Genomic DNA, 20,802 nt, shown 5'->3' on the forward strand with positions numbered 1-20,802 from the left:
TTTTGCATGACAGCGTTACCTTGGCGCGACATTGATACCGTTCTGCTGGACATGGACGGCACGCTGCTCGACCTGCATTACGACAACCACTTCTGGCTTGAACATTTGCCCCAACGCTACGCCGAACTGCACGGTATCAGCCGGGCCATGGCTGAACTGGAGCTGATGCCGCTGTTTGAACGCAATGCTGGCCAATTGAAATGGTATTGCCTGGATTTCTGGAGCGCCGAGCTGAAGATCCCGGTGCGCGAGTTGAAACTCGAAACCGCTGACCTGATTGCCCTGCGTCCTGATGCCGATACATTTTTAGCCGCCATCAAAAACGCCGGCAAGCGGGTGATTTTGATCACCAACGCACACCGCGATTCGCTGTCTTTGAAATTGGAACGCATCGAACTTGCGCCTTACTTCGAAAGGCTGATCAGCTCACATGACTACGGTTTCCCCAAGGAAAGCCCACAGTTCTGGGATGCCTTGCACGCTGATATCGGGTTTGATCCGGCGCGCAGCCTGTTTATCGACGACACCCTGCCGATTCTGCGCAGTGCACGGGATTTTGGCGTGAGGCATTTGCTGGCCGTAAAACAGCCCGACAGCAAAAAAGGCCCGAAAGACACCGAGGAATTTGCAGCGCTGGGGGATTACCGCGACTTGCTGGAAGGGCTTTGAGTCAGGCCCGCTGAGTGGGTGAGGGATCACCACCGCATACCTGGGCAGCGACACACGTGCATGCACACCTGCAGTCGCTGCCGAAAACCGCGAGGGTTTACTCAGGGATACGCAGTGTCTGGCCCGGGTAGATTTTGTTCGGGTCTTTGAGCATCGGTTTGTTGGCTTCAAAGATTTTTTGATACTTGTTCGCGTCGCCGTATACCGTGAGTGAGATGGCGCTGAGGGTGTCGCCCTTTTTCACCACCACAAAACGCGAAGCGGCAACCACCGGGCCGGTGACCGTGATGTGGTCTTCAACGCTGGCAACACCTTCGATATTGCCCGCCGCCAGAATGATTTTTTCTTTCTCTTCCTGCGTCGCGACCTCGCCGGTCACGATCACTTTGTCGCCCTCAACGGTGGCGGTGATGTTCGGATTGCCCAAACCTACTTTTTCTACGTGCTTCTTGAGTTCTTCCGAGGCGTTGGCTTTGCCCGGTGTCAGCAAGTCGATTACTTTTTCGCCCGCTTCCTTGATAAAGCTAAAAATACTCATCGTTCACGCTCCTAGGGTTGGAATATCCAGACACACAGCGTAGACCAACATTGGACAGGCAGGTTCCGGGGCGGGCACGTTAGAATCCCCCGACGATTTGCACGTGGAGCGAGCATGGACATCAAACAACTGAAATTCCTGATCGCCCTCGATGAAACCCGTCATTTCGGTCAGGCGGCGGCCCGCTGCCATATCACCCAACCCACGCTGTCCATGCGCCTGCGCAGCCTTGAGCAAGAGCTGGGTTTGCAATTGGTCAATCGCGGCCAGCGCTTTGAAAGCTTTACCGCGCCCGGCGAGCGCGTGCTGGCATGGGCCAGAACCGTGTTGTCCGCCTACGACGGTTTGCAGGCCGAAGCGGCTGCGTGCCGCGGCAACCTGATCGGTACGTTGCGTTTGGGCGTGGTGCCGTTGTCGAGTTTTGACCCGCTGCCGTTATTGCAACAAATGCACAAGGCGCACCCCGAACTGCGGTTTGAGTTGTCCGCACTGAGTTCCGAACAGATCCTGGAGCAATTGGCCCGCAATCAGCTGGATGTGGGCGTCTCCTACCTCGACCGGCTAGACCATGAGCGTTTCGACTCGCTCACCCTGGGCGACACCCGCATGGGGCTTTTGTACGACCAACGGCACTTCACCTTCGGTGAGCAACCGTTGAGCTGGGAAGCGCTGATCGAATTGCCGTTGGCGCTGCTCAGTGGCGGCATGCATTTTCGCCAGTCCATCGATCACAACTTCCACAGTCGCGGGCTGACCCCGCAGCCCATGCTGCAAACCGATGCGGTTCATCAACTGTTGCAAGCCGTGCATGGCGGGTTGTGTTGCGCGGTCATGCCGCTTGAAGGCGGCCTTGAAGCCCTGACTGACGACCTGCGCCTGCACCCGATTGCCGATGCGCAAACCCTCGCCACGCTGGGTTTGATCATGCGCCGCGAAGCGCCACGGTCGGCACTGGCAGAAGCCTGCTTCGCGCTGTTTCAAAAATCATCAACTGCTTGTTGATCGACGGCATCTATCAATAGATCAGCACTAGCGATTAGACGCGACACAGTGTCGCGCCTACCCTTACTGCTGAATATACCGTCGGTACAGCCTTATGAACGCCCAGCGCCCCACGTGCGCGGCGCCCGCCCAGGATTCCCCCGCGCCCGCTGCCAGCCAGAATTACCACTACGTCACGCTGGACCACAGCAGCGGCGCTGAAACTGCCCTCGCCGAAGAAGTCGCCCTGGCGATTGCCTTCAATGGCATCAACCAAGCGGTGATGCTGGTGACGCCCACTGACCTTGAGGATTTCATCGTCGGTTTCAGCCTGGGCAGCGGCATCATTCAAGACCCCAGCGATATTTATGACCTCAAGCTCAGTGGCGCGGGCTCGGCGCAGTATGCCCACGTTGAAATCGCCAGCCGTGCGTTCTGGAACCTCAAACAGCAACGTCGCCAACTGGCAGGCACCAGCGGCTGCGGGCTGTGCGGCGTCGAAGCCGTGGAGCAAGCGCTGCCCGAGCTGAACGTCCTGCCCGGCGCGCCCTTGCCGCCCGCACAGTGGCTCGACGGCCTGCGCCAGCGCATCAGCGCGTTTCAACCGCTGGGCCAGCACTGCGGCGCGGTGCATGCGGCCGTTTACATGGACGCCAGCGGCCACCTGCTGATGGGCCGCGAAGACATTGGCCGACATAACGCGCTCGACAAGTTGATCGGGGCATTGGTGCGTCAACGCATCGACCTGAACGGCGGCGCGGCGATTGTCACCAGCCGTTGCAGCCTTGAACTGATTCAAAAAGTGTTGCGCGCAGGCATCCAGACCCTGATCAGCCTGTCCTCGCCTACGGGCCTGGCGCTGCAATGGGCCCGCCGCCACAACCTCAACCTTATTCATCTGCCGCAAAAAAGCGCACCGCGTGTGTACAGCCCGGTGCAGGAGAATCCCGCGTGAGCACTCATCATCAAGCCGACCAAACCCCAACCCCTCGCTACAAGCCCTATAAAGGCCCGGCAGGTGGCTGGGGCGCGCTGATCAGTGTGGCGCAAGCCTGGTTGACCAGCGACAACGCTCTGAAAAACCTGCGCATGATGCTCAAGACCAACCAGAACGGCGGTTTCGACTGCCCCGGTTGTGCCTGGGGCGATTCGCCGGAAAGCGGGCTGGTCAAATTCTGCGAGAACGGCGCCAAAGCTGTTAACTGGGAAGCCACCAAGCGCCGGGTCGATGCCAAGTTCTTTGCCAAACACAGCGTCAGCGCGCTGCTGGAGCAAAGCGATTACTGGCTCGAATATCAGGGCCGCCTGACCGAGCCCATGCGTTACGACGCGTCCACCGACCGCTATGTACCCATCACGTGGGATGGCGCCTTCGCGCTGGTTGCCAAGCACCTGCTGAACCTGACGAGCCCCCATCAGGCGGAGTTCTATACCTCGGGCCGCGCCAGCAACGAAGCGGCGTATCTGTATCAATTGTTCGTGCGCGCCTTCGGCACCAATAACTTCCCCGATTGCTCGAACATGTGCCACGAAGCCAGCGGCGTTGCGCTTGCGCAAAGCGTGGGGGTCGGCAAGGGCACAGTCACGTTCGATGACTTCGAACATGCCGACGCGATTTTCGTGCTTGGGCAAAACCCCGGCACTAACCACCCGCGCATGCTTGAACCGCTGCGCGAAGCCGTGAAGCGCGGCGCCCAAGTGGTGTGCGTCAACCCGCTCAAAGAGCGCGGCCTGGAACGCTTCCAGCACCCACAACACCCGCTGGAAATGCTCACCAACGGTGACCGCCCGACCAACACCGCTTACCTGCGCCCGGCACTGGGCGGCGACATGGCGCTGTTGCGGGGCATGGCCAAGTTCCTGCTGCAATGGGAACGCGGCGCTCAGGCGGCTGGGGAGCCGGCGGTCTTCGACCACGCGTTCTTGAATGAACACACCGCCGGCGTGCTGGACTACATCGCCAGCCTGGATGACACCCCGTGGGACGCTCTGGTCGAGCAATCGGGCCTGACGCTGGCAGACATCGAACGTGCCGCGCGCATGTACCTCAAAGGCAAGAACGTCATCATGTGCTGGGCCATGGGCATCACCCAGCATCGCCACTCGGTGCAGACCATTCAGGAAATCGCCAACCTGATGCTGTTGCGCGGCAACATTGGCCGTCCCGGTGCGGGTCTGTGCCCGGTGCGCGGCCACAGTAACGTGCAAGGCGACCGCACCATGGGCATTAACGAGCGCCCGCCCGTGGCATTCCTTGATGCACTGGAGCGTCGTTTCAAATTCAATGTGCCGCGTGAAAACGGGCACAACGTGGTGGAAGCCATCCACGCCATGCTCGAAGGGCGCGCCAAGGTCTTTATCGGACTGGGCGGCAACTTTGCCCAGGCCACGCCCGACAGCCCGCGCACGGCCCAGGCCCTGCGCAATTGCGACCTGACCGTGCAAATCAGCACCAAGCTCAACCGCAGCCATTTGATGCACGGCAAGGAAGCGCTGATCCTGCCTTGCCTTGGCCGAACCGACATCGATATCCAGGTGCAAGGCCCGCAAGCGGTCACGGTGGAAGACTCGTTCAGCATGGTTCACGCCTCCAATGGCCAGTTGCAGCCCTTGTCGAATCAGATGCGTTCGGAACCGGCCATCATTGCCGGCATCGCAGCGGCAACCTTGGGAACGCACCCGATTGACTGGAACGGGGTCGTCGAAGATTACAGCCGCATTCGCGAGCTGATCGCTGACACCATTCCCGGCTTCAAAGACTTCAACACCCGCGTACAGCACCCCGGCGGGTTCTATCTGGGTAACGCCGCAGGTGCCCGCCAGTGGAATACACCTGCGGGTCGCGCCACCTTCAAACCCAACGTGCTGCCACGGGATCTGGTCGACGAACGCACACGTGCGACAGGTCGCCTGCCGGACCTGATCCTGCAATCGATGCGTTCCCACGATCAGTACAACACCACCATTTATGGGCTGGACGACCGTTACCGCGGGGTCAAGGGCCAACGCAACGTGCTGTTTGTGAACGAAGCCGACATTATTCGCCTGGGCTTCAAGCCGGGCCAATTGGTAGACATTGTTTCTATCTGGGATGACGAGCACGAGCGTCGGGTTAAAAATTTCACCTTGCTGGCGTTTGATATCCCGGCAGGGCAAGCGGCCGCCTACTACCCCGAAGTCAACCCATTGGTGCCACTGGAAAGCACCGGGGATGGCAGCCACACCCCGACATCCAAGTTCGTGGCCATCTGCCTTGAGGCCGCCACGCCGTCGACACTGATCATGGCCAAAGCGAGCTGACGCACAACGCCTGCAATCTCTGAAGCCACCGCGTCACCCAGTGCGATGAAAACCCGCCAAGTGTCCCATTGCGATTCGAGGACAACCTTGGCGGCGGTGACGCGGGAGTGGGCGGGTAGGCGTTGGTGCCCGCATCAAACGGTTAGCTGCCTGGTGGTTATGGCGGGGGCTGTTCCCCCCTCACATACGCCAAGACGTCTGCAAGCGCTTCGCGACAGCATCGGTATGCTTTTTATAACAAAACGCCCTAGACCCGCGAGGCCCAGGGCGGTAAAGATGTCAAAGACTCAGTATCCCGATAGTCGCAAGGCTGCGCCGCTTAAGTGAACAGCATTGCATCTTCGGATGGTTTTTATGTGTGGCGACCTTGCTAATCAGCTTCTACCGTCATATCAAAGTCTCCGTAAAAGTTAACATAAGGAATGGTTGAATAGATCACAGAGTCGATACTCTTTATGAATGGCTTAATCGTTATCTCTTTATTGACAGGCCTGTACTCAAACTGAGGCAGGGTGTAAAGATGCTCATCAATATTTAACACCAATGACTGGACATGACTGGCGATGCCTTTGAAAACCTCAACGTGCACAAGGTCTTCGAGCCCGGGAATTAAATGACCGTACAGATCAGCAGCTCCGTTGTAGCCATGTAGTTCAAAATCAGGAAAGACGGTCGCTGAATATTTTATTTTCACACTGTTTTCGGCAACTACATAGAGCTGCAGATGAATATCCAGAGGACGTTTAAATTCTATCCACCATTCAGGATCAGGCAGAACAGGAATATCAACCCTCACCCGTCCACTCATCGATATGAGCAGGGCAATAATATCGCCACCTAATTCCATCGAAAAATGATCAAGTTTAATGGTAGCGCCTTGCTGAGAAAAGCTTTTCTCTAAAGGGTTCCAAAACTCTTTATCCAAATAATCTTTTATTTTTGATTGACTTATATGAGCGATAAACGTGTTTTCATTCAAATTGCTTTGCGCTAACGCTACCGGGGATTGTTCTGTGTTATCGGCGGGCAAGTCTGTGGCTGTTGAAAAAAAATTAATGCGCAAAATTTGCTCTGTTGGAATGTTTGGCGGGGTAGGCCACTTGACCAAATGGACATTGGCAATGTCCGGGAGAAATGGAGGAGGCACGATACGTATATTAAATAGGTTCAGATATTTTTGTATATATTGCTGGAAATTAGCTTTGTTGCGCTTAAGGATGGCATCGACGAACGGGTCATACGGTGTAAGTACGATAGCCGAATCCTCTCCGAGCTGTAATGCAAATTGGTCCTCCTCTTTAACAAAGTCAATACGGGCACTGTAGGACGCCTGAATGTAGGGAGGGAGCAGGCCGTTGTGTTGTACGAAGATTACCATCGTGAACTTTAATGTGTCGATGTAGCCAGGGACGATCGTGGGGGCTGAGCTAAGCATCCACGTGATGCTCATCCCGAGTTCGTCATCTTCATATACTCCCCAAAGCTCATCAATGAGTAAATCGACGTATTGAGTGATTTTTAGATTAATGAAGGTATACGGTATGGTGAGTGCGAAATGTGCATTAGGGTTATGGTTGATACGTGCCGATGCAACGTTGGCCACCGCTCTCAAGTCGCCGAGTGCCAGGCGTGCATACTGGGTAGCCACCTGCGACAATCCCGCTAAGGATGCATCCGTCGACAGATGAATGTTCAGCTCATTGACGAACTTCTGGAGTGTGTCTTCACGATTAAGAATTTGTTTAATGACGCTTACAAAAATAGATTCTAATTCGATATCAATCGCGAGGTTTTCGTTGGTGACTTCGGGGTTAAACGAAATGGCCGTAAATTCAACCTGTGCCGTGTCCAACTGTTCCTCAACTTCAAGTGTGGCGTTAAAGACCCCTTGCACATCGCTGACACTTTTAATCGTTAAAGCCAGTGTTCCTTCCGGCATTAAGTTACCGTCAATTCTAATAATCAGCCTGCCTGAACCAACAATTTCCGCAGGCACATCAGTTGGGCGGTCATACCCTGCCTGAGTGTTAGGGTGCTTGGCCTTGAAGCTGACCCGATTGCCGTCAACAATAATTTCAGGCTTATTATTTGCGTCGAATCTTACTTGTGTATTGCTCAGACCTTTTAATACTATATCTGCGTAGACCACTTCAATCTTCGATTCGAGGATATCAAACGATCCCATGTCGATTCGTTCGATCACGAGAGGGTCAAGTGATTGCTTATCCGGGTCGTGCAATAAATTTGAAATATAGAAGTCGGAGGTCGGAGTGAGCAGGAGGTTTTTTAATGCTTGAACCAGCTGATTATTTAGCATGACACTCTCCCTAATTAAGTTTGTTTTGTAAGACTGTGCGCACTAAGCGTGTAAAGTTGGCAGACAGCTCGTTCTTTTGTTTTGCCAATGCCTCCATCAAGTGAGTTTTAATCGTGGTATGGACCTGTTCTTTATCCAGCACTTTTTTGATGACTTGTTCTAAATAAGTGTCACGCGGCTCTAACGTAACCGTCATCTCCACCAAGCCTGTCTCCCATAAAAAAACAACTTCACTGACGATAATCTCAAGGTCGCTGACATTATTTCCGCCCAGCGCCAGATCAAGCTGCATGTGACTTTCAAGTAATGAGGCGGTGACAAGACCTTTGAGCGGCAGAGGCTCTATACCCTGTTGAACCAATGAGAAATGGCTTTGCATGGTTAAAGGTGGTGCTGGCGGTAAGGCCGCGCTGCCTTCGGGTAACACACCAAAATCTATAACCACGGCAATATCGGGTGATGTCAGAACACTGGTATCCAGTGGTATGAAGGCATTGGAAAGCCCAGTTAGGCTAAGGTTATTGAGTTGTATGTCGGTGTAGTCGAGCCCGCTCTGTTCTTGATCTGGAATCACTATGTGAGGGTTCGTATAAGGTTCCAATACCGGCTCTGAACTATTACGCAATAACAACGGTAAATACCAGTCATTGCCCGGCTCATTGAGTGCAACACGCAAACGATCGAAAAAATATACATCTAACGGTGTTGCGCCTTGCTGGTGATCACTGTCATCAGGCAAGCCTTGTGCGGGTAATACGCCAAATAGCCCATCCAGGCTAGCGTTCAGGTGTTCTGTAAGTTCAGCACTGATAGAAACAAGGTTGTCAGGTTTATTGAGCATGCTCGCAACGGTGTCGAGCATGCTCACTTGGCCGTCCGCCTCATTGAGCGCCATTTTGATATACATGATTAATGCGTCTTCATCCTCCAGACCATCTTCCAGTGTCAAATCGTCAAATGTCAGCTTGGGACGCTCATCTGTCATAGCGTCCAGGGACAAATTTCTCAGTGTGACTAAGGTTGAACGCGGCTCTGCGCTATCGACAGTCTCTAGCGTTAACGGTGCGTTCAGTACACAGTTACTAAATACCGCAGTGAAGGCACCTGTGCCTGTAATAGATTCCTTGCGACCTTCTTCGGTATCGGTGGGTTCGACCCACAACGCCTGAGCGATTCGATACCTGCCTTTAAGGGTCAGTGGCGGCATTTCCAGACCTTGGGTCGGATCCGGGTAATGGTTTGGCACGAACTTAGCCTGGATGTCATAGCCTTGCGTTACGGGCTGTGAGCTAGCCTGCTCAACCCATATATTTTGCAAACCGACCAGACTCACGTCACTCAACAACAACGCCGGATTCGGTAGGTCGGGGTCAACAATTGCATATCTACTGTTAAAGATGCTCCAGCTATTGGCAAATAGACCGGCTATGTAGTCGCCATGTTCGCCATTTAAAAACCCCAAATCCTGCTCCTTTGAACGGATAGGTAGCAGAGTGTTGCCGCCCTCGTCGCTCATTTCAGTCAGGAGACGTGGTAACCAAAGTTTGGTATTAGCGGGATCGTTCAGCCGTGGTTGTAAGGAATCAAGGATAAAACTCATTAACGTGCTCATGGAAAAGGGCCTCCTTTACCATTATTAAAGTTGCCCGTTTAAAGGACGATTGACGACATACAGGGCCAGGTCTTCCAGTGCTGAGCGATAGGCTGATAGAGGAAAGCCTTGAAGATAAAAGAGGGCTTGTTGCGCTTCGCGTTGCGCTTGTGTGTACGCCACGTCAATGGCACCACATTCACGTAGCCCGTCGATGGCCTGCTCCAGCGCGTCACCACTTAACTGAACGTCGCCTCTGAGTGCTTGGCCGATAGCGTGCTCAGGCCCCAGTCGCTGTAACCCAAAAAGAACGGGTAAAGACAGCCGGCCTTGGACAAGATCAACGCCGCGCTCTTTTCCCGCAGTACCCTCGTGCTCTACAAGATCGAGCACGTCATCCATGATCTGGAACGCTCGTCCCAATGAGCGGCCAAAAAAGCCCGCCCGTCGAGCATCGCGCAAGCGTCCACCTGCCAGCTCAACGCCTGCATGGCAAGCCAAGCGAAACAATTCGGAGGTTTTTCGGTCGATGGTTTTGTAGTAGCGGGCAAGCGCTGCATCAATATCCGCGGGCAAACTGCGATCCAGTTCATCCAGTTCACCGCGGCAAATATCGAACGCCGTATCGAGCACCAGGCGCACAAGGCCCATATCTCTATCTGTCTCAACCGTGTGCGCAAACCCGCGTAACGCTTGTACAAACTGCAGGTCGCCCACCAGCAAGGCCGTTTTGATGCCACGGGCTGCCGAAACCGATGGCAGCCCGCGGCGCAACGCTGCTTCATCAACAATGTCATCGTGGATCAAGGTCGCCACATGCAGCATTTCCAGTGACGCTGCCCCTTTATGAACTTTTGGATTTAACGGGCTGGCACCGGCGATCATCCGAGCCGCCAGCAGCATCACGACTGGGCGAATTTTTTTTCCGCCGGTAAACATCTGGCGCTCAATGTTCGTCAGATAGGGCGATTGGTCCTGAAGTGCCTGATCAATCTCCTGACGAAACAGTGCAAGATCGTCGCTGAGCAGCGTTTCACTGATCAAGGTGAAAGGCGACTCGCCAGGTACTGGAGGGGGGCACGCAAGGGAGCAAAAAGAGAGGTTTGGCATCACCCATCCCGCCTGGCCAGTGCGCGCAGGTAACGGGTCAACTGCGAGCTGATGCGGTCAATCAGTAGCCCGCGAATAAAGCACGTATTGGCGTCGGAGGCAGGGCCTGTGCACAGTGGCAGTTCCGGAATTCGTAAGGTCGTGGCCCTGAGTTTGACGGTCAGCGCACCGTCTGGCTGCTCAGTCAGCACATAATCAAACTCACTCTGTGCCAGATTGACTTCAAAGTTGGCGCTGCTGACTTCGATACGTTGTTTAGGGTCGCGTTGGCGGACTCCCGCTTGGTAAATTGCTTTCAGTCGCTGATGTGTTTCAGGGTCCATGACATAACCGTTTCTAGCGAAAAAGTCGATGTCATGGTCAGTTACAGTCTCTTGAGTAACGATTTTGCTAAACGCTGAATGCAGGGCCAACGTTTTGGCATTCGGGCCTTCAATCCGTGAGCGCCGAGAAGCATTGTTAACGGTGGCATAAACCTGTGAACGCGTCAGCCCAACCGTCTCGGAGTCTGTATTACCGGTCTCGGTTTCAATCATATCTTTGAATGTTAAGGCCGCTATCCCGGCTTCTTCAAAGCCTCCACCCATACACGCAAAATATAAATAAAGGCTCTGCGCAAAAGAAGTAGAGTTGTAGCTGGCGTTTTTACTACCAAAACCACGATCAGCGGGGTTGATCACACTTCCATTCTTTAAGGCCGCAGACGTATAGATGCCCATTTCTTCTGTGGCACCATCTTCTTCCCAGTGCTTGCGGAGTTGTTCGTTTTGGGTGAATACATCATGATAAGCATCGTTGTGCTCGTTGTAACGACCCACTAACTCACGGCCATTGGCCGTTTCATTTAAATTGGCGCGCTCTTGCTCAAGCTGCACAAATCGGAAATAGCGCTCCTCGGTCCATTCTGGGGGGACTTCGCCGTTGGTACTGGGCAAGCGGCCCAAGAGGCCGCCTGTGTCCATCGTAACCCGCGGATTCTCGAGGCAGAACAATTCGTAACGGCCTTTAAGTGCCGCTGGATTCAGCGTGACTTTAAGTTGACGCTTGTCGAATCCCGACTCAACAGATGCCAGACTCACAGGCGTCACCGAAAGTTCGTTTAACGACAACAGCAATTCTCCACCTATCTGACTTCCGGGAAGGTCGATATGGTGACGTAATGAATAAGGGCCGCACTCGCTAATTGAAAAAAAAGGTGGCAGAACCCCGTCAAGCGAGTCGGTGCTGTGGGGGGAAGTGATAGATGAAACAAAGTGATCAAGGAGCATTAGACGATCTCCTTGTTAAGGCCGGCTGGAGCCGCTGTAACGGTCAGCTTAGGCAATATCTTAAAAACGTCTTCACCGTCTACGTCATGACTGCCTGTGCTGAGTGAGTCGAGCGACAGTTGCATGTTGTTAAATGGAATACTTTCGACTTTCATGACTTCGAATTTATTTGAACCTATTAGTTCCTCCAGGGCACCGGCATTATCATTCACTATTTTTTCTGCGATGGGCTCTAGTATTGTCGACATAATGGCTTCCATTCCACCGCCGCGCGGAGTCAGTTCAAACTCCACATCCGGTAATTCCCCTACGACCGCATTGATACTGCCGCCCTCAAAAACAATGCTCACCGCCATCCATACCGGCGTATTGTGAAACGCAACATCGTAATATAACTTCATAACGGTCTCCGTCACACACACAGATAAGTAGTTAAACTATGTTCAGAAATAACCCCAGAGGGCGAAAGCGCATCCCTGAGGGGTTAGCATAAAAAGCGCCTCGTCCGTTAATGTAAGTTCAGCATCTACGCTCATGTCGGCAGTGCCCTTTATAACTAAAGGTGAGACGGTATCCAATGCCAGACTGGGGAGTGCTTTCACTGTATAAGACCAATCTGCAAGACTATTAAAAACGCCTGTCTCTTCTTTAATAAATTCGCCGTTGGACGCGAACGCAGCCGTCAATGCACTATTGAAAACGTCTCGACTCAACAGGATAAAAGCCGGATCTTGCGCGATAGTAAGACTGGTAATATCCAAAGGGCTCTGATTGCTCTTCAACGTCGCTGCACCCAACAGATATTTCTCTTTCAAGATAACCTGCAAGGGATTGAACTCCAACCCGCGGAGATCAATCTCCGGGAGTTTAATCACAGCCAGTGCCTGTTCGGCCGTATCGAAGATAACCGGCAGAACTAAAAGATTGAAGATCTGCTTATCAATATCCTGAAATTCACTTTGATCGATCCTGAGCGCGACCAACGTGATTTTTATCGCCGAATTTGAAAAATCCAGCGTTGCATAGGCAATTACATTGTGTGCCGTGCCAGATTGCAGTTCAGTGTCTTTAATTCCCCATTTGACATCAATAACAGGAATAGTTAACTGCAACATTGGGTCGCTGGGAACCGGGCGATTGGCTTCTTCATTAGTCTGGCCGTCTTTTCCTAGAGCAATAGCCCACACACTGTCGACAGGGGTACCGAACACAAACTCAGGGGCTTGTGTAACATGCCATTCAAAAACCAGGGTCAACCCCATCTCCTCGATTTCTTCGCTGCCTTTGAATAGGCTATCACCGTCTGATGCGACATTATAATATTCGCTTAAATAACGATTTATTTCGGATGTAGATAACCCAATCGCCAAGTCGAAATTACTCATTGCTTGCCTCGTCCACGGTTAGGCATATCCATTCTGAATGTTGGATATAGTGTTTGGCTGCATACAGTGGTGCATGCTTCGGAATGTCGATGCACTTATTGTTTTTTAGTTTTCGTTTATCGCAACTGAAAACTAACTCTTAAAGACAATAATCAGCCCAACCCTATGGCTGCACTACATTTCGAGCTTTTTTTCAGGACAAGTCTAATAAAAGAAGTCTTGCAAAAAAGACAGGCTCAAAATAGTCGCTTTATTTATCAAAAGTACGATTTCACTCAATGCGTCCAGAAGCATCCTCGACCTTTTTTATGAATAGCGCTACTGTCAGAAATGACAGTATGCGAAAGGATCATGTCCTTTGAATTTGCACGATTGAATCAAGCCCATCAGCGCCGCTGACCTCTGACCGCTGTGCAGCGAACCTGCAAAGTGGCAGTTCTTACGTCCAGGCATGCAAGACATCCATTAGGGTTATGTGCATGCAATTGATTTCGCGTGCTCACTTTGTGCACGTCCACCAAACGTTGTTTTAGGTGTACGGTCCCGGAATGAAAGAGTGCGGATAGCACGGGGTAAGTCAGTGGCAGTATTCTTGAAGGGCTGTGGGTGGCGTCCAGAGGAGGGTGATCCCGTTAAGTTCGGCCTCCAATGCAGTCTTGTTCGCGTTCCATTTCACCTGCACGGTGCGTACTGAGTCATCACCTGACGCGCCGGTGTGAATGCCGTAGATCTGCGTGACCCCTTCGGCATCACGTCGGAACTGAAAGCGCACCCGTGTTGTGGGCTTGCTCATGCAGCGCAGTTGTTCGTCAATGTGGAATGTGCCGTCACTCGCAACACGGGCCAATCCGGCATCCGCACCGATGGCCACTGCAATGACCTCTGACGCGGAAGGCAAAAGCATGGAAGCTGGCTCGGTGGCGGTTCTTGCTTCTATGCAGCACCCGTTTTCAGCCACGCAGGATGTGGCGAAGACCAAATCAGTGCGTGGCTTGGGAGATGGCCACTCATCTTTTGAGCGATACACCGGCTCTGGCAGAGGCGGTTTTTGCCAAGCTGCCCAAGAGGCACCACCGTTTGGACGTTTCGGTTTCCAGAGGGGCTCGAAAAAAGAGTCGTCGTTACCTTCCTTCTTCATGCGAATTGCCTGTCAAATCATCTGAAGCAGGAAGGCTGCAGTCGAATCTGAGGCTTGGTCAGTTCGACCTCGTAACCGTGTGTGTCTATAAGTGAAGGGCAACAGGGGGATTTAGCGTGCAACGACCGGGCGCGCGCTGTCGTCCCCCTACCCTCGCCTGAGCCCACATGACACGACGCTTTTTTTGGACACAAAAAAGGCCGCTTTCCTGAGAAAGCGGCCTGTCCGAACTAATGCTCAGACCGTGCAAAATCCATTAAGTTCCCTGGTAAAAACAATAACTTAGCAAATTGTGTACAACTCGTGTTACTGGTCGGATTTTGATTGTAACCAACCGCGTACAGCCTCAGGATCGCGCCGTCATCCCTTTGAGGCTTACTTATGAAGCTCACCTCGATTCTCTTGTTGTCCCTTGGCCTGGTCAGTGGCGTAGCCTCGGCCGGTGGCACCACCGAGGCCGGTGTAGGCGGCGCATTAGGCGGGGTTCTTGGCGCCGTGGTTGGACAACAACTCGGCGGCTCGACCGGATCGGCCATTGGCGCAGGCGTAGGCGGCGCGGCCGGTAGTGCCGTGGGTGCGGACAAACGCAGCCGTGGCGAAGCGGCCATCGGTGGCGCCCTGGGCGCAGCGGGCGGTAACGTCTTGGGCCGCAGCATGGGCGGCAGCACGGGCGGCCTTGTCGGCGCAGCCGCTGGCGGCGGCGCAGGCGGCGCGTTGGGCAACTACATGGGTAATAAAAGCGACGCCGATGATCGCGATTACCGTGATCGTGGCAATCGTCGCTACTACCGCGACGATCACCCAGGCCGGGGCCATGCTTACGGCCATCGCAAGAAGAACAAGCATCGTCATCATTGATGACACCCAAACGGGAGCCCACACAGGCTCCCGTTTTTGTTTGTCGGCAAGCCGTCTTCCGCCCCTAAATTGTTTCAATGCATTACGCCCGCCCCTTTCGCGTCAATCATGCAACCTGCATGACCCAGCAAAATACTCAGACTTCTAACCCATTGTTAAACATTGGTTTTTTATAAATCCGGTGTTGGCACACCCCCTGCAATCTCTTGAATGAAGGCTGCACTTCTCACCATTTCAGGAGCACAACAACAATGATCGGGACTACAGAACACTATCCCGCTGCCCTGCAAGACAGCTCTGGCCACTCCGGTGTGTCCTGGGCCGCAATCTTTGCAGGTGCCGCCGCTGCCGCCGCACTTTCCCTCTTGCTGCTGATGTTGGGCGCAGGCTTGGGCTTTTCAGCCGTATCGCCGTGGTCAGGCGAGGGCGTAGGCGCCAAAGGATTGGGCATCACCGCCATCATCTGGCTGGCCGTGACACAAATTATTGCCTCGGGCATGGGCGGCTATCTGGCCGGTCGTCTGCGGGTCAAATGGGCCAACATGCATGGCGATGAAGTGTATTTCCGCGATACCGCCCATGGTTTCCTCGCGTGGGCAGTGGCCACACTGGTGACCGCCACCTTGGTTGCCGGCTCGGTCAGCAGTGTGATTGGCAGCGGCGTACAAGCCGGTGCGAACGTCGCGTCAGGTGCAGCCACCGCCATGAGCAGTGCAGCCGGTAGCGCTGCGGGCAACCACGCCAACAACGGTGCGGGCAACAGCTCGGATTATTTCATCGACACGCTGTTTCGCGATGATCGCGGCACCGCCGTCAGCGAAGACGCCGCCCACGGCATCGTGACGCGCATTTTCGTCCGCAGCCTGGGCAATGATGGCCAACTGAGTGCAGACGACCGTACCTACCTGGCACAAATCGTCGCTCAGCGTACCAACCTGACTCAGCCAGAAGCCGAGCAACGGGTTGACCAGGTCTACGCCAAGGCCCATCAGGCCATTGAAGAGGCCAAAGTCAAAGCCAAAGAAGCGGCTGACACGGCTGCCAAGGTCGCTGCCTGGACCACGCTGTGGATGTTCATCACCCTGCTGATCGGTGCGTTCTTCGCCAGCCTGTGTGCCACGTTCGGCGGTCGCCGTCGCGACGCAGTGACTTACATCGACCACACCACGACCACCACGGTTGTCCGTTAATTCAGGAGAATATAAATGCGCTCATTACTGCTGTTTTTCCTCGGTATCCCAATCCCGATCATCATCCTGATTGCGCTGTTTGTTCACTGACAGCACACCAACGGCCTTCCTTGTGAAGGCCGTTTTTTTGCGCGCTACACCGGCAGGCACGTGGTCGATTTGATTTCAGACAGCGCCACAATCGAGTTCACTTCCTGAATGCCGGGCACCATCGACAGTTGTTCGAAGAAGAAACGCTCATAGGCCTCGATGTCCGGGGTCACGATCCGCAACAAAAAATCCACCGACCCCATCAGCACGTAGCACTCCAGCACCTGCGGGAACCCACGGATCGCATCCGTGAATTGGGTAAAGTTGGAGCGTCCGTGGGCATTGAGTTTGACCTCAGCAAAGATCTGCGTATTCAGGCCCACCTTTTTGCGATCCAACAAGGTCACCTGCCCCCGAATGATGCCTTCCTCTTTCATGCGCTGAATCCGGCGCCAGCAGGGGGACTGCGACAAGCCCACTTTTTCTGCGATCTGTGCGCTGGACAGTGAAGCGTCTTCTTGCAGAAGGGCCAAAATCCTGCGGTCGTAAGCGTCCAGTTCACCTTGCATAAATATTCCCGATTATTAGCTCATTAGGAATTGATCAAGTCTTAATTGATCAAATTCCGATCATCATAGATAAATAATTTCCGACAGTGCATGTGAATATTTCTCCAGCCGAAATCAGGAGTCATTGCATGCCACATCTTGAAGCCGTACCCACCGCGACACGCGCCGATGTCTGGGCCGTAAACACTGCCCCCTGCACAGTGCGTTATCAGATTGTGGCGGAGGCTGAAGCCGATGTGCTGTGCCGCGCACTGAACCTGTTTGCCTTGCAGCAGTTGATTCCCCAGCAGGTAGAGGTCATGCGCGAAGACGATGTATTACGCATAGACATCGTCAGCGATGAGCAAAGCTGGCACCGCGCCCAGGTGATCGGCGAAAAACTGCGCAACCTGGTGAGTGTCTGTGAACTGGTGATGCATCAGGTGACGTGCAGCCCGTCCCGCCTGCTAAAGCGCTCGCAATAGCTGGTATTGATTGGCAGTCGCCACAGCCCGGTGCGCGGCTAGGCTTGGGTATTCAAGGCCAGACAAGGACCTGTCTGCGCTTGTGCATTGCCAAGGAGTCTTCATGCACGCCCATCCTGCCGCCGATCGCCCGCTTGACCTTGAACAGCTGCTGCCGGGTCTTATTGCTCAAGGGTTAATCGCCCAGCCACTGGCCGATCAGGTGTTGACGCGTTATCGCACCTCCAGCCTGGACCCCGTCCACCCGCTGGTGTTTCTGGCGGCGCAGCAATTACCCGACCTGACGCGCCCCGGCAAAACCCTCACGCTTGAGCACCTCACGGCTTGGCTTGCGCAACAATGCGGGCAGCCCTACGTGCGCCTCGACCCCTTGAAAATCGATGCCGCCAGCGTCACGGGGCTCATGTCCAGCGCGTTCGCGCAGCGTCATCAAATTCTTGCGATTGCAGCCGATCAACACGCGATCACCGTTGCCAGTGCGCAACCCAATGTGAGGGGGTGGGAGGCCGATTTGCGCCAGGCCCTCAATCGCCCCATCAAGCGGGTTTTTGCCAACCCCCTTGAGATTGCCCGACTCGGAGCGGAACTGTTCCGTTTGGCCAAATCCGTCACCGGGGCAGCGCTTACAGATCAAAAAACCACCCACTTGCCCAACCTTGAACAGTTGATAAACCTTGGCACGGGCAATCAGGAACCCGATGCCAACGATGCCCATATCATCCATATCGTTGACTGGTTGTTTCAGCACGCGTTCGAACAGCGGGCCAGCGATATCCATATCGAACCCCGGCGCCAACAAGGGGCCGTGCGCTTGCGCATTGATGGCATGCTGCACAGCGTTTATCACTTTCCGCCGCAGGTCACGACCGCAGTGGTCAGCCGCCTGAAAAGCCTGGGCCGCATGAATGTCGCTGAAAAACGCAAACCTCAAGACGGCCGCATCAAAACCAAAACACCGGCAGGGGCCGAGGTGGAGCTGCGTCTGGCCACCCTGCCCACCGCCTTTGGCGAAAAAATGGTGCTGCGCATTTTCGACCCGCACGTTTTACTCAAGGGTTTTGACCAACTCGGCTTCAGCGTTGAAGACATGCAGCGCTGGGACCGTATGACCCGTCAGCCCAACGGCATTATTTTGATCACAGGCCCAACGGGATCGGGCAAAACCAGCACGTTGTACGCAACGCTCAAGCAATTGGCCTCACCGCAGATCAACTTGTGCACGCTGGAAGATCCCATTGAAATGATTGAGCCTGCCTTCAACCAGACACAGGTGCAGCCCAACATAGATTTAACCTTTGCCAACGGGGTGCGTGCGCTCATGCGCCAAGACCCGGACATCATCATGCTCGGTGAAATACGTGACCTGGAAACCGCTGAAATGGCGATTCAAGCCGCACTGACCGGGCACTTGGTGTTGTCGACGTTGCACACCAACGATGCACCCGGCGCCATTAACCGTTTACAGGAACTCGGGGTGGCGCCCTATTTGATCAAAGCAACCTTGCTGGGCGTGATGGCCCAGCGATTGATACGAATCTTATGCCCGGACTGCAAAAGCGAACACCGCGTGTCACCCGATGACTGGCACAACTTCGCACCCGGCAGCCCGGCGCCCTCCAGCGTTTTTGCCGCCACAGGCTGTGATCACTGTCGGGAGACTGGCTACAACGGCCGAGCTGGCATTTACGAGATCATGTTGATGACTGACACGCTCACAGCATTGATTAGCCATGACACCGATATCAACGCCCTGCGCAGAGCGGCCTGTGAAGAAGGCATGCGCCAATTAAGACTGGCGGCGGCGCACAAAGTAACGACGGGCGTTACTTCCATGGATGAAGCCTTACGCGTCATTACCGCTTAGTTGAATTATTTTGAATAATATTTAACCGATTAAGGCGTGCGTTCGAGGGATACAATTTTTTCCGGATTTATCTCGAGTCACCTCAAACAAGGAATGGTTATGGAATTCAGCTATGTTGTTTTGCTCTTTGTCGTATTGGCGCTGTCTTTGCTTTTTATGGGGTTCAAAGTTGTGCCCCAAGGCTATGAGTGGACAGTAGAGCGCTTCGGGCGTTACACCAATACGCTTAAACCCGGCCTGAACATCATTATTCCCGTCATGGATAGCATCGGGCGCAAGCTCAATGTTATGGAAAGTGTGCTGGATATCCCGCCACAAGAGGTCATTACGTCCGACAACGCTACGGTACAGATAGATGCCGTATGTTTTTTCCAGGTCGTTAATACCGCCCAGGCGGCCTATGAGGTCAACAACCTCGAACATGCCATTCGCAACCTTCTACAAACCAACATTCGCACGGTGCTTGGCTCAATGGAGCTGGATGCCATGCTCAGCCAGCGTGACGGTATCAATGAAAAACTGCTGCGCACGGTAGATGAAGCAACAGCGCCATGGGGGATCAAAATCACCCGAATCGAGATCAAAGACATCAGCCCGCCTGCGGATTTGATGGCCGCCATGTCAGGCCAAATGAAAGCCGAACGCATCAAGAGGGCGCAAATCCTGGAAGCCGAAGGCTTGCGCGCCTCTGCGATTTTGACGGCTGAAGGTAAAAAACAAGCCCAGATTCTCGAAGCCGAAGGCGGTCGGCAGGCAGCATTTCTTGCCTCTGAAGCCCGTGAACGTCAGGCGGAAGCAGAAGCGCGCGCGACCCAAGTGGTTTCCGAGGCCATTGCAACCGGCAACGTGCAGGCCATCAATTACTTTGTGGCGCAAAAATACGTTGATGCCTTGGGCAAAATCGCGTCTGCCGACAACAGCAAAGTGATCCTCATGCCACTGGAGGCCAGCCAAGTGATCGGAGCAGTGGGTGGAATCGGCGAAATAGTCAGAGCCTCATTCGATAAAACGAAGGGCTAATACATGTTGGAACTCCTGCAAAACCTCAACCACTGGGACTGGCTGGCTCTGGCAGCAGTGCTACTGATCTTGGAGGTGTTCGGTACAGGCGGGTATTTGCTGTGGGCCGGGCTTGCCGCTGCTCTTGTGGCCGGGTTGAAGTTTTTGATACCCGAGCTGGCCTGGACGCTGCAATTGCCGCTGTTTGGCGTACTGGCCATCCTGACGGCGGTGTACTGGTGGAAACGCCAGCGCACTTCGCCCGCCTTGAGCGATCAACCTTTCCTCAACCGCAGGGGGCATGAACTCATAGGCCGCACATTCCTCGTTCAACAAGCCATTGTGGATGGACGAGGGAAAATCAAAGCGGGCGACAGTGTATGGATGGCCGAAGGGCCTGACGCCGAGGTGGGCACGGCCGTGCGGGTGGTCGCTCAGAATGGGGTCGTGCTCACAGTAGAAATTGTGACGTAAGGTTACGGAACTCTCTAACACTGACTAGAATCAAAGTTGGTAGTTCATTTATCCGGA

Annotated in this window: 19 protein-coding genes and 1 pseudogene; 11 read left to right on the forward strand and 9 right to left on the reverse strand. The window is 54.1% G+C overall.

Annotated elements, in window-relative coordinates; all coding sequences use genetic code 11:
• Nucleotides 1-6 precede the first annotated feature (6 nt).
• Nucleotides 7-669 carry a GMP/IMP nucleotidase gene (gene yrfG / locus TU74_RS13420; protein WP_048376820.1) on the forward strand — a complete coding sequence of 221 codons (663 nt, stop codon included), beginning with the start codon at nucleotides 7-9 and terminating at the stop codon, nucleotides 667-669.
• 97 nt (nucleotides 670-766) lie between these two features.
• On the opposite strand, the gene lysM is transcribed toward yrfG, so the two are convergent.
• Complete coding sequence (gene lysM / locus TU74_RS13425; RefSeq protein ID WP_048376821.1) at nucleotides 767-1,207, reverse strand: peptidoglycan-binding protein LysM; 441 nt, start codon at nucleotides 1,205-1,207, stop codon at nucleotides 767-769.
• A gap of 114 nt (nucleotides 1,208-1,321) precedes the next feature.
• Here lysM and TU74_RS13430 point away from each other — a divergent pair, with 114 nt between their 5' ends.
• The 4 genes and pseudogenes from TU74_RS13430 to TU74_RS24170 all read left to right on the forward strand — a co-directional run.
• Nucleotides 1,322-2,209, forward strand: a complete 888-nt coding sequence (locus tag TU74_RS13430) for a LysR family transcriptional regulator (protein WP_047279786.1) — start codon at nucleotides 1,322-1,324, stop codon at nucleotides 2,207-2,209.
• Nucleotides 2,210-2,303: 94 nt separating this feature from the next.
• Nucleotides 2,304-3,143, forward strand: coding sequence for a formate dehydrogenase accessory sulfurtransferase FdhD (gene fdhD, locus TU74_RS13435; protein WP_048376822.1), 840 nt, complete (start codon nucleotides 2,304-2,306; stop codon nucleotides 3,141-3,143).
• Nucleotides 3,140-5,488 (forward strand): FdhF/YdeP family oxidoreductase, encoded by a 2,349-nt coding sequence (locus TU74_RS13440; protein WP_048376823.1) that lies wholly within the window; start codon nucleotides 3,140-3,142, stop codon nucleotides 5,486-5,488. Before fdhD ends, TU74_RS13440 begins: the two co-directional genes overlap by 4 nt.
• Nucleotides 5,489-5,629: 141 nt before the next feature.
• Nucleotides 5,630-5,815, forward strand: a pseudogene (locus TU74_RS24170) (IS4 family transposase); the annotation flags it as partial.
• Nucleotides 5,816-5,858: 43 nt separating this feature from the next.
• Here the strand turns inward: TU74_RS24170 and TU74_RS13445 are convergent.
• The 7 genes from TU74_RS13445 to TU74_RS23500 form a co-directional block, all read right to left on the reverse strand.
• Nucleotides 5,859-7,805 carry a hypothetical protein gene (locus tag TU74_RS13445; protein ID WP_048376824.1) on the reverse strand — a complete coding sequence of 649 codons (1,947 nt, stop codon included), beginning with the start codon at nucleotides 7,803-7,805 and terminating at the stop codon, nucleotides 5,859-5,861.
• Between the two features lie 10 nt (nucleotides 7,806-7,815).
• Nucleotides 7,816-9,417 (reverse strand): hypothetical protein, encoded by a 1,602-nt coding sequence (locus tag TU74_RS13450; RefSeq protein ID WP_048376825.1) that lies wholly within the window; start codon nucleotides 9,415-9,417, stop codon nucleotides 7,816-7,818.
• 24 nt (nucleotides 9,418-9,441) lie between these two features.
• Nucleotides 9,442-10,440, reverse strand: a complete 999-nt coding sequence (locus TU74_RS13455) for a polyprenyl synthetase family protein (RefSeq protein WP_048376826.1) — start codon at nucleotides 10,438-10,440, stop codon at nucleotides 9,442-9,444.
• A gap of 65 nt (nucleotides 10,441-10,505) precedes the next feature.
• Entirely contained in the window at nucleotides 10,506-11,774 is a 1,269-nt protein-coding gene (locus TU74_RS13460; protein WP_157315164.1) for a hypothetical protein, read from the reverse strand.
• Nucleotides 11,774-12,175, reverse strand: coding sequence for a hypothetical protein (locus TU74_RS13465; RefSeq protein WP_047291760.1), 402 nt, complete (start codon nucleotides 12,173-12,175; stop codon nucleotides 11,774-11,776). The genes TU74_RS13460 and TU74_RS13465 overlap by 1 nt, the downstream gene beginning before the upstream one ends.
• Before the next feature lie 42 nt (nucleotides 12,176-12,217).
• Nucleotides 12,218-13,159: a hypothetical protein gene (locus tag TU74_RS13470; protein ID WP_048376828.1), complete on the reverse strand. Its 942-nt coding sequence runs from the start codon at nucleotides 13,157-13,159 to the stop codon at nucleotides 12,218-12,220.
• 577 nt (nucleotides 13,160-13,736) lie between these two features.
• Nucleotides 13,737-14,297: an S-type pyocin domain-containing protein gene (locus TU74_RS23500; protein ID WP_082149876.1), complete on the reverse strand. Its 561-nt coding sequence runs from the start codon at nucleotides 14,295-14,297 to the stop codon at nucleotides 13,737-13,739.
• 381 nt (nucleotides 14,298-14,678) lie between these two features.
• Between TU74_RS23500 and TU74_RS13480 the strand changes: the two genes are divergently transcribed.
• The gene (locus TU74_RS13480; protein ID WP_047272847.1) at nucleotides 14,679-15,155 is read left to right on the forward strand and encodes a glycine zipper domain-containing protein; all 477 of its coding nucleotides are present in this window, start codon (nucleotides 14,679-14,681) and stop codon (nucleotides 15,153-15,155) included.
• Between the two features lie 251 nt (nucleotides 15,156-15,406).
• Entirely contained in the window at nucleotides 15,407-16,345 is a 939-nt protein-coding gene (locus tag TU74_RS13485; protein ID WP_047279789.1) for a hypothetical protein, read from the forward strand.
• Nucleotides 16,346-16,479: 134 nt separating this feature from the next.
• On the opposite strand, the gene TU74_RS13490 is transcribed toward TU74_RS13485, so the two are convergent.
• Nucleotides 16,480-16,944, reverse strand: coding sequence for an Lrp/AsnC family transcriptional regulator (locus tag TU74_RS13490; protein ID WP_047272845.1), 465 nt, complete (start codon nucleotides 16,942-16,944; stop codon nucleotides 16,480-16,482).
• Between the two features lie 128 nt (nucleotides 16,945-17,072).
• On the opposite strand from TU74_RS13490, the gene TU74_RS13495 reads away from it, so the two are divergent.
• The 4 genes from TU74_RS13495 (at nucleotide 17,073) to TU74_RS13510 (ending at nucleotide 20,745) form a co-directional block, all read left to right on the forward strand.
• Complete coding sequence (locus TU74_RS13495) at nucleotides 17,073-17,408, forward strand: hypothetical protein (RefSeq protein ID WP_047291769.1); 336 nt, start codon at nucleotides 17,073-17,075, stop codon at nucleotides 17,406-17,408.
• A gap of 103 nt (nucleotides 17,409-17,511) precedes the next feature.
• On the forward strand, nucleotides 17,512-19,272 hold the full coding sequence (gene tfpB / locus TU74_RS13500) for a type IV pilus assembly ATPase TfpB (protein ID WP_048376829.1): 1,761 nt from the start codon (nucleotides 17,512-17,514) through the stop codon (nucleotides 19,270-19,272).
• Nucleotides 19,273-19,371: 99 nt separating this feature from the next.
• Nucleotides 19,372-20,292: an SPFH domain-containing protein gene (locus TU74_RS13505; RefSeq protein ID WP_047272842.1), complete on the forward strand. Its 921-nt coding sequence runs from the start codon at nucleotides 19,372-19,374 to the stop codon at nucleotides 20,290-20,292.
• 3 nt (nucleotides 20,293-20,295) lie between these two features.
• Nucleotides 20,296-20,745, forward strand: a complete 450-nt coding sequence (locus TU74_RS13510) for an NfeD family protein (RefSeq protein WP_047272841.1) — start codon at nucleotides 20,296-20,298, stop codon at nucleotides 20,743-20,745.
• Nucleotides 20,746-20,802: the final 57 nt, after the last annotated feature.

The organism is Pseudomonas lundensis (assembly GCF_001042985.1).
Taxonomy (GTDB): Bacteria; Pseudomonadota; Gammaproteobacteria; order Pseudomonadales; family Pseudomonadaceae; genus Aquipseudomonas; species Aquipseudomonas lundensis.